This is a genomic window from Collimonas arenae (assembly GCF_001584165.1).
In the GTDB taxonomy this organism is placed as follows: domain Bacteria; phylum Pseudomonadota; class Gammaproteobacteria; order Burkholderiales; family Burkholderiaceae_D; genus Collimonas; species Collimonas arenae.
Genome location: NZ_CP013233.1, coordinates 3162526 through 3176782, shown reverse-complemented (window position 1 = coordinate 3176782; position 14257 = coordinate 3162526). Strand labels below are relative to the sequence as shown.

The window sequence follows — 14257 nt, the reverse complement described above, 5'->3', positions numbered from 1 at the left end:
TGGTGCTTTGCCCGTTAGCAGCAAACCAATGAATTACCCCGTCCTCAACTGATTAAAAAGGCCACGATGAGCACTCGGCTGAAAGAATTGGTCGAAAGCTTGGGTGGCCAATTGATCGGTGATGCGGATACGCAAGTTTCCGGCATTGCGCCACTGAGCGACGCAACCGCCTCCCAGATCACCTTTCTCTCCAATCCCAAGTTTCGACCCCAGGTAGCGCAAACGCAAGCGGCTGCTATTATCCTGTCTGCTGCGGATGATGCCGTGGTCGGCGCCGATTACCATGGCGCGCGTATTGTCGCCGCTAATCCGTACGCGTATTTTGCCAAGGCCGCGCAGTTTTTCGCGGCGCGCAATGCGATCCCTGTCGTTCCCGGCATTCATCCGGCGGCCACTGTCGATCCGGGCGCACACGTAGCGGCTAGTGCCCATATTGGACCGAATGTGGTGATTGAGGATGGCGCCGTGATCGGTGAAAAGGCCAGGATCGAAGCCGGATGTGTGATCGGGCGGGGCGTAAAGATCGGTTCTGATAGTTGTCTTTATCCCAATGTCACTGTGTACGCAGCCTGCGAGATCGGTGCGCGGGTGATCATTCACTCCGGCGTTGTGATCGGCGCCGATGGCTTTGGCTTTGCCAATGAAGGCGGGACTTGGGTGAAGATTCCGCAAACCGGCCGGGTGCTGATCGGCGACGATGTTGAAATCGGCGCCAATACCACCATCGATCGCGGTGCGTTGGCCGATACGGTGATTGAGGAGGGCGTGAAACTGGATAATCAGATCCAGATCGCCCACAACTGCCATATCGGCGCGCATACTGCGATTGCCGCCTGTGCAGGGATTGCCGGCAGCGCCCGGATCGGCAAATATTGCTCGATCGGCGGCGCCGCGATGATCCACGGTCACATTACCATCGTCGATCACGTGCATGTGTCAGCGGGTACGCTGGCGCTGCGCTCGATCTCCGAACCTGGCCAGTACACTGGCTTTTACCCGATTGCCAAGCACGGCGATTGGGAAAAATCTGCAGCCTTGGTACGCAATCTGAACGGAATGCGTGAGAAAATCCGGGCTCTGGAAAAATCTGTCAAACAGCTTACCGAAAAAGATAATGAATAGCGCAACCAACACACTCGACATCAATCAGATCAAAAAATACCTGCCGCATCGCTATCCGCTGCTGCTGGTTGATCGCGTATTGAACTGGGAAAGCGGCAAGTCGATCACGGCAATCAAGAATGTCACGATCAACGAAGAGTTTTTCAACGGCCATTTCCCTAACAAACCGGTGATGCCGGGTGTCTTGACGATCGAAGCGCTGGCGCAAACCGCCGCACTGCTGTCGTTCCTGACTGAAGGCCGTACGCCGGACGAGAACACCGTGGTGTACTTCCTCGGCATCGACAATGCGCGCTTCCGTCGTCCGGTTGAACCGGGCGACCAGATCAAGCTGGACGTTGAAATCGTCCGCGTAGTCCGCGGCATCTGGAAGTACAAGGCGATTGCCAGCGTCGATGGCGAACTGGCGGTCGAAGCCGAATTCATGTGCACCATGCGCACTGCGGTCAGCCCAACCATCGGCGCCGCAGCCGCTGCTACACCTGCTGCGTGAACCGATGACGCGCATTCATCCTACCGCCCTCATCGATCCGAAGGCGGCGCTCGATAGTACAGTGGAAGTCGGCGCTTACTCGGTAATCGGTCCTCATGTTTCGATTGGTCCCAACACCAAGATCGGCCCGCACGTAGTGATTGAGGGGCATACGACGATCGGTCGCGACAATGCGATTTTCCAGTTCGGCTCGATCGGCGCTGCACCGCAGGACAAGAAATACGCTGGCGAACCGACGCGTCTGGAAATCGGCGACCGCAACACCATCCGCGAATTCGTCACGCTTAATCTTGGCACGGTCCAGGATGGCAGTGTCACTCGTATCGGCGACGATAACTGGGTGATGGCCTATGTACACGTTGCGCATGACTGCCAGATCGGCAGCAACACTACCATTGCCAACAATGCAACATTGGCTGGCCACGTGCATATCGGCGATTGGGTGCTGCTGGGTGGATTTACCACCGTGCACCAGTTTTGCCGCATCGGTGCCCATGCGATGACCGCATTTACTGCTGCCGTCAGCCAGGATGTGCCGCCGTTCGTGACCGCAGCCGGCAATCGCGCCGAACCGGTCGGCATCAACAGCGAAGGCTTGCGCCGCCGTGGTTTCAGCAGCGAGCAGATCATGGCGGTCAAGCGTGCCTACCGGACTGTCTATCGTTCCGGCCTGGCGCAGGAAGATGCGCTGGCGGCGCTGGCCCAAGAAGAGGCCAAAGTGCCGGACTCAGCTGAATATTTGAAACTGATGCGCGAATTCATCGCATCCTCGACGCGCGGCATCATCCGCTGACATGGCGGAGAACGATTCCAACGTAGCTGTAGCAATGGTCGCGGGTGAAGCTTCCGGCGACTTGCTGGCCAGCCGCCTGCTGTCCGGCTTGCGGCCGCACCTGCCGGATGCGCGGATGTACGGCATCGGCGGCGCCAAGATGGCGGAATACGGCTTTGTCAGCGACTGGCCGATGGAAAAGCTGTCGGTTAACGGCTTGTTCGAAGTGCTCGCTCACTACCGCGAACTCAAGGGCATCCAAAACACACTGCGCGATCGCTTGCTGGCGGATAAGCCGAATGTGTTCATCGGTGTCGATGCGCCCGACTTCAACTTCGGCCTGGAGGCGCAATTGCGCCAGGCCGGGATTCCCACCGTGCATTTCATTGGGCCTTCTATCTGGGCCTGGCGTGGCAGCCGTATCACGAAGATCGCCCGGGCGGCTTCGCACATGCTGGTGATCTTTCCGTTTGAAGAAGAGATTTACCGCAAGGCCGGGATTCCTGTCACTTATGTCGGCCATCCGCTGGCGCAGGTGATTCCAATGGTGCCCGATGTCGCCGCAGCACGCAGTACGTTGGGCTTGCCCGTTGACAGCCGCGTGGTGGCGATCATGCCGGGCAGCCGCATGGGTGAACTGAAGTACAACGCGATCGCATTTGTGCAAGCGGCGAAGATACTGGCGCAGCGCGATCCCGGTATGCGCTTCATTGCGCCGATGGCGGGTGCGCGTCAGAGTAGATTTTTCAGCGAGTTGGTGGCGCAGGCCGGTTTGCAGGATGTGCCGATCCAGTTGCTGGATGGCCAGTCGCACGCGGCGATGGCCGCTGCTGACGCTGTGCTGGTGGCATCGGGCACCGCGTCGCTCGAAGTGGCGCTGTACAAGAAGCCGATGGTGATCGCCTACAAAATGATGCGCGCTACCTGGGAAATTCTGCGCCACATGAGTTATCAGCCGTGGATCGGCTTGCCGAATATCCTGGCGCGCGAATTCCTGGTGCCGGAACTGTTGCAGAACGCCGCCACACCTCAGGCGCTGGCCGATGCTTTATGGAAGCAGCTCGAAGATGAGCCGCACAAGGCCATGCTGCGGCAACGATTCACCGACATGCATCACAGCTTGCTGCGCGACACCGCCAGCGAGAGTGCGCAGGCCGTATTGAATATCATCGAACAACAACAGAACAAGCGTTCGTCCAGCATTCTGCGCGGCTGATCTGGCGCTGTCTTTTCTACCTCTTATTTTGCTGCGGCAGCCGTGACCATGTCCGATTCCAATCTTTCTCTTTTTAATTACGACGACTACGAAGGCGAGATCATCTGCGGTGTCGACGAAGCCGGTCGCGGCCCGTTGGCAGGGCCGGTATTCGCGGCGGCGGTGATTCTCGATCCGCAACGGCCGCTGATCGGCGTACGCGATTCAAAAAAATTGACTGCCGAGCGGCGCGAGGCGCTGGCTGAACAGATCAAGGCCAATGCTTTAGCCTGGGCAATTGCCGAATGTTCTGAAGAGGAAATCGATTCGCTCAATATTTTGCAGGCCACCATGCTAGCGATGCGGCGCGCGGTGGAGGGCTTGTCGACATTGCCGACGCTGGCGCTGATCGACGGCAACCGTTGTCCAACACTCAGCATTCGCTCCGAGGCTATCGTCAAAGGCGATGACAAGGTACAGGCCATTTCGGCCGCATCGATCCTGGCCAAGACCGCGCGCGATGCAGCGCTGCAGGTATTGCACGAACAATATCCACACTACGCTTTCGACCAGCACAAGGGCTATCCGACCGCATTGCACATGGAGCGGTTACGGCTGCATGGCGTGTCGCCGGTGCATCGTAAATCCTACGCGCCGGTGCGCGCCTTGCTGGGCGTCAAGCCGGCAACAGCATGATCGCAATGGGAGCGCAATGAAAACCATCACATCCACGGCCAATCCACTGTACAAGGAACTCAAGCATCTCGCCACCAACGCCCATGCGCGGCGCAAGGCCGGGCGCAGCCTGCTGGATGGCATCCATCTGTGCGAAGCCTATCTGCAGCATGTCGGTTTGCCGGCATTGTGCGTGGTGAGCCAGAGCGCGCTGGAGCACCATGAAGCCGCTCCCTTGATTGCGCAGTGCCAGGCGGGCGCTGTGTCGGGCATTGTCTTGCCGGATTCGCAGTACCAGGCGCTGAGCCAGGTCGAACATGGCGTCGGCCTGCTATTCGTGATTGAAACGCCGCATGTGGTCGTGCCTGCCGCGCTGACGCAATCGGCGGTGCTGCTCGACAATCTGCAGGATCCGGGCAATCTCGGTTCGATCCTGCGCAGTGCGGCGGCGGCGGGCATCAAACAGATCTACTGTTCGGAAGGCACGGCTTCGGCATGGTCGCCGAAGGTGCTGCGGGCCGGGATGGGCGCGCATTTCATCCTGGAGATTTTTGAAGGCGTTGACCTGGCCGCCTTGATGGCCAGCGCGCAGGTACCGGTGCTGGCGACCAGCTCCTATGCTACCCAAAGCATCTACCAGGCCGATTTGAGCGGCGCGCTGGCTTGGCTGTTCGGCCATGAAGGGCAGGGGGTTGCCGAGGATTTGCTGCAATTGGCGAGCCAGCAAGTCGTGATTCCGCATCGCGGGCAGATGGAGTCACTGAATGTGGCTGCGGCTGCGGCGGTGTGTTTTTTTGAGCAGTTGCGGCAAAGCTGATTCGCCTGCTTTGCGGTTTTGTAAGGTGGCAAAATGCTTGCCTACCTTACGCTGCCTTCGGCATTGGCTTAGAAGGTCCGTATGTCCGGCTTGATATCCTGCAGGATCGTCGCGGCGATTTCTTCGATCGACTTGGTGGTGGACGACATCCAGCGTATCCCCTCGCGGCGCATGATTTTTTCGGCCTCGTTGACTTCATAGCGGCAATTTGTCAGCGCCGCGTATTTACTTCCAGGGCGTCGCTCATTGCGGATTTCCGACAGGCGATCAGGGGCGATGGTCAGACCGAAAATCTTTTGCTTGAACGGCAACAGTCCGCTCGGTAACTTGTCTCTTTCGAAATCTTCGGGAATCAACGGGTAATTGGCCGCCTTCACGCCAAACTGCATCGCCAGATAGAGACTGGTCGGGGTCTTGCCAGAACGCGACACGCCGACCAGGATCACATCGGCATCGGCCAGATTTTTGTGCGACTGGCCGTCGTCGTGCGCCAGCGAGAAATTGATGGCTTCGATCCGGTTCTTGTATTCGTCGGTGTTGGCGGTATTGTGGCTGCGGCCAATAGTGTGAGTCGATTTGACGCCTAACTCCTTTTCCAGCGGCTCGACAAAGGTCTGGATCAAATCCATGTGCATCGCCTTGGCGTGCTGGATCACTTTCGATAAGTCGGCTTTCACCAGAGTCGAAAAAACGATAGGCAGCTTGCCGTCCGCGGCATAGGCTTCATTAATTTTTCGGGTGGCGTCATAGGCTTTGTCGAGCGTGTCGATGAACGGCAGGCGTACTTGCTTGAAACGTAGCTCGAACTGGGTCAGCACCGAGTGGCCGAAGGTTTCCGCCGTGATGCCGGTGCCATCGGAAACAAAGAACACTGTACGATTGGCTGGGGTCAGTGGGGCTGGAGCGGCATCTAGCATGATGTTATTAAAAGAATAATATAAATTAAACAAGGCCCGAGGCGACCAGGGCCCGGCATTGTGCCGCGAAAGTTTATCGCTTGCGGCAGCAGGAAATAGACCTTGGGCTCTAGCCCGTAGTTGTCGGGTTTCGCCTTGTACGCCTTTTGAACGTAAATTGGCATAAAATGACGACCAACTGATTATTTCGAGCTACCTGACGAAGAATAACAAAAAGCCAAGGGCGGCGAAGGCAATTGTGAAGATTTCTTATCATCAAACTAGAGGTTGTTATGTCCAATGCAATACAGATGGGTGCTACCCAGGGGGCGGCTTACGTCATCTCCTTTGAAAATCTGCGGATGACGGATGTCGATTCCGTCGGAGGCAAAAATGCATCACTGGGTGAAATGATCAGCCAGCTGGCCGGCGCCGGAGTGCGGGTGCCGGGCGGCTTTGCTACGACTGCGCAGGCATTCCGCGACTTTCTGTCGCATAGTGTCGACGGTGGACCGGCCTTGGCCGACCGCATCGCAGAACGCCTGGCAACCTTGAATATCGAAGACGTGCGGGCACTGGCGCAAGCCGGCGCCGAGATTCGTCAATGGATCATTGAAACCCCGTTCCAGCCGCGCCTGGAACAGGAAATCAATGATTTCTACAAACGCCTGGTAGCAGATTCTTCCAGCGAAATGTCGTTTGCCGTGCGTTCTTCCGCAACCGCGGAAGATTTGCCGGACGCTTCTTTCGCTGGTCAGCAGGAAACTTTCCTCAACGTGGTCGGCATCGACAACGTGCTGGAAGCGATGAAACACGTGTTCGCCTCCTTGTATAACGACCGCGCGATCTCCTATCGCGTGCACAAAGGCTTTACCCACGCCGAAGTTGCGTTGTCGGCCGGTGTGCAGCGTATGGTGCGTTCCGACGTCGGCGCTGCCGGCGTCATGTTCACGCTGGATACCGAATCCGGTTTCAAGGATGTGGTGTTCATCACGTCGAGCTACGGCCTGGGTGAGACAGTAGTGCAGGGCGCGGTGAATCCGGACGAATTCTACGTCCACAAGCCAATGCTGGAACAAGGCAAGCTGCCGATCATCCGCCGCAACATCGGCTCCAAGCTGATCAAGATGGAATTCACCGGCGAAGCCAAGGCCGGCCGTTCGGTTCGCACCGTTGATGTGCCGATTGAGCTGCGTAACCGCTATTCGCTGAACGATACTGAAATCGTCGAACTGGCCAAATACGCCACCATCATTGAGAAGCACTATCAGCGTCCGATGGATATCGAGTGGGGCAAGGATGGCCGCGATGGCAAGTTGTACATTTTGCAGGCGCGTCCGGAAACCGTGAAGTCGCAGGAAAAATCCACCGACGCGCAGCAGCGTTTCAAGCTCAAGGGCGTTGGTACCGTACTGACTCATGGCCGTGCTATCGGCCAGAAGATCGGTGCCGGTCCAGTGCGCGTGATTCATGACGCGTCTGAAATGGAACGGGTTCAACCAGGCGACGTGCTGGTTGCTGACATGACCGACCCTAACTGGGAACCGGTGATGAAGCGTGCTTCGGCGATCGTCACCAACCGTGGCGGCCGTACCTGTCACGCGGCGATTATCGCGCGCGAACTGGGCGTGCCGGCAGTGGTCGGTTGCGGCGACGCTACCGACGTGCTGAAGGACGGCACGCTGGTCACCGTCTCTTGCGCCGAAGGCGACGAAGGCAAGATTTATGACGGCCTGCTGGAAACTGAGGTGTCCGAAGTGGCGCGCGGCGAGCTGCCGGCGCTGCCGTTGAAGATCATGATGAACGTTGGTAACCCGCAGCTGGCTTTCGACTTCCAGTCGATTCCGAATGGCGGTGTCGGCCTCGCGCGCCTGGAATTCATCATCAACAACAACATCGGCGTGCATCCGCGTGCGATCCTGGAATATCCGAACATCGATGCCGATCTGAAGAAGGCGGTTGAATCGGTCGCGCGTGGCCATGCTTCGCCGAAGGCATTCTATGTCGACAAGCTGGCTGAAGGTATCGCCACCATCGCCGCCGCTTTCTGGCCAAAGAAAGTCATTGTGCGCCTGTCCGACTTCAAGTCGAACGAGTACAAGAAACTGATCGGCGGTTCGCGTTACGAACCTGATGAAGAAAATCCGATGCTGGGTTTCCGTGGCGCCGCCCGTTACCTGGCCAGCGACTTTGCCGAAGCATTCGAAATGGAATGCCAGGCCATGAAGCGGGTGCGTAATGACATGGGCCTGACCAACGTCGAGATCATGGTGCCTTTCGTTCGTACGCTTGGACAAGCCGAAAAAGTCATCGGTTTGCTGGCCAAGAACGGCCTGGTGCGCGGCGAGAACGATTTGCGCGTGATCATGATGTGCGAAGTGCCATCGAATGCGATCCTGGCCGAGCAGTTCCTGGATTACTTCGACGGTTTCTCGATCGGCTCCAACGACCTGACCCAGCTCACGCTTGGCCTGGACCGCGATTCCGGTATGGAATTGCTGGCAGCTGATTTCGATGAGCGCGATCCAGCTATCCTGGCGTTGCTGGAAAAGGTGATTGCGACCTGTATCGCCAAGGGCAAGTACGTCGGTATCTGCGGCCAGGGCCCATCGGATCATCCGGATTTTGCGGAATGGCTGATGAAGCAGGGCATCGAATCAATTTCGCTGAATCCTGATTCGGTGATCGATACCTGGCAGAAGCTGGCAGCCGCGCAATAACGGTTTGCCAAAGGCAGGGTACTGGCCCTGCGTAAAAAACGCGAGCCATGTGCTCGCGTTTTTTTTGGGCAGGAGAATCGCCGGATGACGGTTTAGTCAGGCTGAAAATTTGAACTGGTGCGAAGCGCTGTAACGGACTGCCAAACCTGCAATGCATCTGCCACGCGCTGAACCACGTCTTGCCAGTCGCCAGCCTGTTGCTGCCGGAACAACCGGACGCTGGGATACCAGGGACTGTCGTCGCGCTCCAGCAGCCAGCGCCAGTCAGGCACCCACGGCAGCAGTATCCATACCGGCTTGCCCAGTGCGCCGGCCAGATGGGCGATCGACGTATCTACGCTGATCACCAGATCCAGATTGGCGATGATGGCGGCAGTGTCGTCGAAGCCGTCGATATCGGCAGCCGACAGCCGCAGTTTGGGTGTGCGTTGCAGGAATGCCAGGTCGGCTTCCCGAACTTCCTTTTGAATCAGGAAGAAATCGGCTGATTCCGATTGCAGCAGTGGCGCAAATTCCGCCAGAGCCATCGAACGGCGCTGGTCATTGGTGTTGCCCGGATTGCCGGAACAGACCAGACCGATCCGCAGTTTTCCTTCCGCCAGATTCTGTTGCGTTTTCCAACGTTGCGCTTTCGCGTCATCGCTATGAAAATAGGCGTGTCCATTCGGAATGGTTGCTGGGATCGTGTCGAGATTGGTCTTGAAGACCAACGGCAGGCTCATCAACGGTGTCTGGTAATCGACTTGCGGCACCGTTTCGCCGATGCCGATCACCTTGATGCCGTTGCCCATGGTCTGGGCAATCGTCTTGAGCGATGGATCCACTTCCAGTACCACGTCGGCGCCTAGCGCAGCCACCATTGGCGCATACCGGCAAAAATGGATGGTGTCGCCCAAGCCTTGTTCCGACCACAGCAGGATGCGTTTGCCGCTGATTGGCTGCTCGCCGAGCCACAGCGGAATATCGGTGTGGCGCGGGGTGTCGGCATTGCCTTTTTTCCAGCGATACTCGTAGCTGCGCCAGCCTTGCTCGAATTGTCCCAGGACCAGTTGCGACAGCGATTGATTCGACAGCACATCTGGGTAGTCACGCTTCAGGCCGAGTGCCTTGCCATAGCTGCTGAGGGCTTCTTCGTGGCGTCGCATGCGGCTCAGCGTCAGGCCATGATCACCCCATGCTTCAGCATTCCGAGGTGTTAGCGCCAGGCCGGTTTCGTGATCGCTCAGCGCTTCCACATAACGCCCGAGCTTGTGGCGGACGACGCCGCGGTCCAGCCAGTGAGCCGGATTCTTAGGATCGAGCGTGACGGCGCGGTCGAGGCAGTCCAGGGCATCCGCATAGCGCTCCAGCTTGTCCAGCGCCAGGCCTTTCTGATACCAGTTATACGGCATCGTCGGTTGCAACGCGATGGCCCGATCAAAGTCGCCCAGCGCCTCGTCAAAATGCCCTAGCTTGTACAGGATGCCTGCCTGGTGCGACCAGCCATCGGCGTAGTCTGGCCAGTGCGCCAACGCTTGTCCTATGCAATGCAAGGCTTCCTGATAACGTTCAAGGCTGGCCAGCGTCACCGTCTTGGCCAACAGGATTTCCGGCTTGACGTAGCCTGTCGAGAGGATGTGTTCATAAGCCAGCAACGCCTCGTCGAAACGGCCTGATTCGAACTGTACCCTGGCCAGTTTGTACTGCAGGGGTACGGACAGCGAAGCATCGTTCGCAGCCAGTCCGATCGCTTTCTTGAACAGCCTGATCGCTTCGTCGCGTTTTCCGGTGGCAGCGGATATCACGCCGAGGATGTGCAGGGCGTCAAAATTTTCGGGCTGGGTGCTTAATATATTCTTCAGCGACCGCTCGGCGCGATCGGCGTTTCCATTCTGGAAATCCTTGTAGGCTTGCTGGATAGGATTGATCGAGTTCATTGATATCTGGCTGAAAGCGGCCCGCGGCTGGAAATCCTCCGCTGGGTAAAATGGGAGCATAGCACTTCATCAAGGCTGCATCAGTATTCGGATATCGTGCATCGGGCATATAGCTACGCTTTCATTGTCAAATGGATTACACTGTGTGCACTCAACATAACGGAGAACGACATATGGCCGGATGGGTGATGTGGATGTTGGCTGCTGGTGTGCTGGTCGTACTCGAACTGTTCAGCACCACCTTTTATTTGTTGATGGTGGCGATCGGCCTTGCGGCCGGCGGCATTGCTGCGCTGGCAGGTCTGGATATCGAGTGGCAGTTGCTGATTGCTGCGATAGTGGCAGTCATTGCTACATACATTCTGCGGCGCAGCAGGTTCGGCCGGCGTGTGAGGGTGCGAGCGGAGCGCGACCCCAATGTCAATCTGGATATCGGCCAATCGCTCATGGTCGACCAATGGCAGCATGAAGGCGGCACTGCCGGCGTTGCAGACCTGTACACGGCGCGCGTCAAGTATCGCGGCGCGATGTGGGATGTTGAACTGGTGCCGTCCGCTGTTGCGCAATCGGGCTCTACGTCATTCACGAAGTGCGTGGCAGCCGGCTGATCGTCGGCAATGCCCCAGATAAGCATTAATCAAGCATTAATCGGTTTTCCAATGTTCATCATCATTTGCCATGGATTGGCAAATGGTCCTGTCTTCAATTCATAAGGAAAAATCATGTTCGGAAGCGTATCGTTAATCCTGTTGGTCATTGCCATCATATTTATCGCCAAGACGATCAAAGTGGTGCCGCAACAGCATGCATGGGTGGTGGAGCGGCTCGGCAAATATCACGCGACACTGGGGCCTGGCTTGAACATCGTGGTGCCGTTTATCGATCGCGTCGCCTACAAGCACGTGTTGAAGGAAATTCCGTTGGATGTGCCGCCGCAGGTTTGTATCACCCGCGACAATACGCAATTGCAAGTTGACGGCATTTTGTATTTTCAGATCACTGATCCGATGCGCGCTTCGTATGGCTCGTCCAACTATATTTCCGCAATCACGCAGCTGGCGCAAACCACCTTGCGTTCTGTGATCGGCAAGATGGAACTCGACAAGACATTTGAAGAGCGCGACCACATCAACACCACGATTGTCAGTGCGATCGATGAATCGGCTGCCAACTGGGGCGTCAAGGTGCTGCGTTATGAAATCAAGGACCTGACTCCACCGAAGGAAATATTGCATGCGATGCAGGCGCAGATCACTGCAGAGCGTGAGAAGCGGGCGCTGATCGCGGCGTCGGAAGGCCGCAAACAGGAACAGATCAATATCGCCACTGGCGAACGCGAAGCGTCGATCGCCAAGTCGGAAGGTGAAAAGCAGGCTTCCATCAACCGCGCACAAGGTCAGGCGGCTGCGATCCTGTCAATTGCGGAGGCGAGCGCTGAGGCGATCCGTAAAACGGCGGCAGCAATCCAGTCGCCGGGCGGTTCAGATGCAGTCAACCTGAAAGTGGCGGAGCAGTATGTGGCGGCGTTCGGCCAACTGGCGAAAACCAATAATTCGATCATCGTGCCGGCTAACCTGGGCGACATGAGCGGATTGATTGCAACCGCCATGCAAGTGGTGAAATCGCAGGGTGGCAAGTCTTAAGCCAAGATGGTAAAAAAAACAGCCCGGCCAACGTCAGTTGCGCCGGGGCTGTTTTTTTAAGGAAATGATTTAACGGCGATGCTGTTTCATTGCTGCGGCGACTTCGCGCTGGCCATCACGTTCGCGCTCTGTGGCACGCTTGTCATGTTGCTTCTTGCCCTTCGCCAGCCCGATCTCGCATTTGATACGGCCGCGCAGGTAATGCAGGTTGATTGGCACCAGCGTATAGCCGGAACGTTCAACCTTGCCAATCAGTTTCTTGATTTCTTCGGCGTGCAGCAATAGCTTGCGGGTCCGTACCGCTTCCGGATGGACGTGGGTGGAGGCGCTGAGGAGGGCGCTGATATGGGCGCCGAACAGGAATACTTCGCCGTTGCGGACGATCACGTAGGCTTCTTTCAGCTGGGCGCGCCCGGCGCGGATTGCCTTGACTTCCCAGCCGTGCAGCTCCATGCCTGCTTCGTAACGCTCTTCGATGAAGTAGTCGTGGAAGGCTTTTTTATTATCAATAATGCTCATGTATTAGGAAAATCGCGCAGGTCGGTTAAAATTTCAAGTTGTGATTCTATCAAACGGTTGATATTCAATGGCAGTAGTGCATAAAACGGTACTTTTGGGATACAGCGCCGAACAGATGTTCGCGTTGGTCGATCGGGTCGAGGATTACCCGCAATTCCTGCCGTGGTGCGGCGGTGTTGAGGTCCGTGAACGTGCCGAGGGCAGGTTGGTGGCGACGCTGAACATACATTACCACGGTATCAAGCAATCGTTTACGACGGAAAACAGCAATACGCCGCCGGTGGCGATGCAGATGCGCTTGCTGGAGGGGCCGTTCAAGCACCTCGACGGCAACTGGAGTTTCAAGGCGCTGCGCGCCGATGCCTGCAAAATCGAGTTCGATCTGCACTACGAATTTTCCAACCGGATCCTTGAAAAGCTGATCGGCCCGGTGTTCAGCATGATCGCCAACAGCTTTGTCGATTCATTCTGCAAGCGCGCCGATGCGGTCTACGGTCATCATGACTGAGGCGGCTGCAAACAACGATGGTGGTGTCACCACCCTCTCCGCGATTCGGATACAGGTCTGTTACGCCACGCCTGAGCTGCAGGTGCTGCGTGAGCTGGAAGTGCCGGCGGGGACGTTGCTGCATGAGGGCATCAAGCGCAGCGGCTTGCTGCAGGAAATGCGGGAAATCGATTTGACCTGCTGGCGGGTTGGCATCTATGGCAAGCTGAAAACGCTCGATACGGTGCTGAGGGATCGCGACCGCATCGAAATTTACCGGCCGCTGATTGCCGATCCGATGGAGTCGCGCCGCAAGCGCGCCGACAAAAAATCCCGCTGACAAGCGGGCTTCTTCGCAAGCTGCAAGTATCCCGATTTATTGGCAATCGTCCAGGATCCGTCTGTTTTCCTGGGTTTGTTGCGCGCGTTGCTCGTCATTGATGTATGAACGCTGGCCGTTGGCGTCAGTCTGGGCGATGCGTGCGCCGGAGTCCAGCGTGCGCTGGTTTGCACGCGCATTGGCGCAATTGGCGGTCTTGTCGGCTTTCTGCTTGGCTTCCTGGGCGGCTTTCTTGTCTTTTTCCGCTTGTTCAACCTTGCGTTTCTGGAATGCTGCATTTTGATCGGCAATGGTAGGCGGCGCTTTTGCGTCGGACTTGCTGTCGGTGCCGGCGTCGGCCTGTTCGGCGTCATTGCCACGCGGCAGGCTGTGGCCTGGCGATTTCAGGATGCGTTTGTTCGGCACCGAGGCCGGTGGCGGCATGTCCGAATACTGTTTCACGCCTTTTTCATCCAGCCACACGAATTGCGCCAGGGCAGAAGTTGCGATGCCGAGCAAGGCCAGCGCTGCAGCGGTGGAAAAAACCTGTTTCAGGCGGATCACTTTCATTGCTTGTCCTTGGGCGCATTGGCAGGAGATTGACAGAGCGGAGATTTCGCCATGTTTTGCACCCCATGTCAATCAAACGATAGTGCTTTGTGGAAATATTTTGCCAGTTTTGC

15 protein-coding genes are annotated in these 14257 nt (G+C 57.2%); 11 read left to right on the top strand and 4 right to left on the bottom strand.

From position 1 onward, the window contains the following. Positions 1-66: 66 nt before the first annotated feature. The 6 genes from lpxD to CAter10_RS14600 are packed head-to-tail and all read left to right on the top strand — an operon-like array spanning position 67 to position 5074. Entirely contained in the window at positions 67-1122 is a 1056-nt protein-coding gene (gene lpxD / locus CAter10_RS14625) for a UDP-3-O-(3-hydroxymyristoyl)glucosamine N-acyltransferase (RefSeq protein ID WP_061533979.1), read from the top strand. Next, the gene (fabZ, locus tag CAter10_RS14620; RefSeq protein ID WP_061533978.1) at positions 1115-1615 is read left to right on the top strand and encodes a 3-hydroxyacyl-ACP dehydratase FabZ; all 501 of its coding nucleotides are present in this window, start codon (positions 1115-1117) and stop codon (positions 1613-1615) included. The genes lpxD and fabZ overlap by 8 nt, the downstream gene beginning before the upstream one ends. Positions 1616-1619: 4 nt before the next feature. Next, on the top strand, positions 1620-2408 hold the full coding sequence (gene lpxA, locus CAter10_RS14615) for an acyl-ACP--UDP-N-acetylglucosamine O-acyltransferase (RefSeq protein ID WP_061533977.1): 789 nt from the start codon (positions 1620-1622) through the stop codon (positions 2406-2408). 1 nt (position 2409) lies between these two features. Continuing rightward, positions 2410-3603 (top strand): lipid-A-disaccharide synthase, encoded by a 1194-nt coding sequence (gene lpxB / locus CAter10_RS14610; RefSeq protein WP_061533976.1) that lies wholly within the window; start codon positions 2410-2412, stop codon positions 3601-3603. Between the two features lie 48 nt (positions 3604-3651). Continuing rightward, positions 3652-4278 carry a ribonuclease HII gene (rnhB, locus tag CAter10_RS14605; RefSeq protein ID WP_061533975.1) on the top strand — a complete coding sequence of 209 codons (627 nt, stop codon included), beginning with the start codon at positions 3652-3654 and terminating at the stop codon, positions 4276-4278. Positions 4279-4294: 16 nt separating this feature from the next. Then, a complete protein-coding gene (locus CAter10_RS14600; RefSeq protein WP_061533974.1) occupies positions 4295-5074 on the top strand; it encodes a TrmH family RNA methyltransferase in 780 nt (259 codons plus the stop codon). A gap of 68 nt (positions 5075-5142) precedes the next feature. Here CAter10_RS14600 and ppsR read toward each other — a convergent pair whose 3' ends face one another. After that, the gene (gene ppsR / locus CAter10_RS14595; RefSeq protein ID WP_061535375.1) at positions 5143-5991 is read right to left on the bottom strand and encodes a posphoenolpyruvate synthetase regulatory kinase/phosphorylase PpsR; all 849 of its coding nucleotides are present in this window, start codon (positions 5989-5991) and stop codon (positions 5143-5145) included. 341 nt (positions 5992-6332) lie between these two features. On the opposite strand from ppsR, the gene ppsA reads away from it, so the two are divergent. Next, complete coding sequence (gene ppsA / locus CAter10_RS14590) at positions 6333-8690, top strand: phosphoenolpyruvate synthase (RefSeq protein ID WP_061535374.1); 2358 nt, start codon at positions 6333-6335, stop codon at positions 8688-8690. Between the two features lie 92 nt (positions 8691-8782). Here the strand turns inward: ppsA and CAter10_RS14585 are convergent, their stop codons facing one another. Beyond that, complete coding sequence (locus CAter10_RS14585) at positions 8783-10606, bottom strand: tetratricopeptide repeat protein (protein ID WP_061533973.1); 1824 nt, start codon at positions 10604-10606, stop codon at positions 8783-8785. 173 nt (positions 10607-10779) lie between these two features. On the opposite strand from CAter10_RS14585, the gene CAter10_RS14580 reads away from it, so the two are divergent. Further along, positions 10780-11214 (top strand): NfeD family protein, encoded by a 435-nt coding sequence (locus CAter10_RS14580; protein ID WP_335340160.1) that lies wholly within the window; start codon positions 10780-10782, stop codon positions 11212-11214. Between the two features lie 114 nt (positions 11215-11328). After that, on the top strand, positions 11329-12249 hold the full coding sequence (locus tag CAter10_RS14575; protein WP_061533972.1) for an SPFH domain-containing protein: 921 nt from the start codon (positions 11329-11331) through the stop codon (positions 12247-12249). A gap of 69 nt (positions 12250-12318) precedes the next feature. On the opposite strand, the gene smpB is transcribed toward CAter10_RS14575, so the two are convergent. Then, positions 12319-12768 (bottom strand): SsrA-binding protein SmpB, encoded by a 450-nt coding sequence (gene smpB / locus CAter10_RS14570; protein WP_061533971.1) that lies wholly within the window; start codon positions 12766-12768, stop codon positions 12319-12321. A gap of 67 nt (positions 12769-12835) precedes the next feature. Here smpB and CAter10_RS14565 point away from each other — a divergent pair, with 67 nt between their 5' ends. Beyond that, positions 12836-13276: a type II toxin-antitoxin system RatA family toxin gene (locus CAter10_RS14565; protein WP_061533970.1), complete on the top strand. Its 441-nt coding sequence runs from the start codon at positions 12836-12838 to the stop codon at positions 13274-13276. Then, on the top strand, positions 13269-13595 hold the full coding sequence (locus CAter10_RS14560) for an RnfH family protein (protein ID WP_061533969.1): 327 nt from the start codon (positions 13269-13271) through the stop codon (positions 13593-13595). The genes CAter10_RS14565 and CAter10_RS14560 overlap by 8 nt, the downstream gene beginning before the upstream one ends. 36 nt (positions 13596-13631) lie before the next feature. Here CAter10_RS14560 and CAter10_RS14555 read toward each other — a convergent pair whose 3' ends face one another. After that, positions 13632-14144, bottom strand: a complete 513-nt coding sequence (locus tag CAter10_RS14555; protein ID WP_061533968.1) for a hypothetical protein — start codon at positions 14142-14144, stop codon at positions 13632-13634. Positions 14145-14257: the final 113 nt, after the last annotated feature.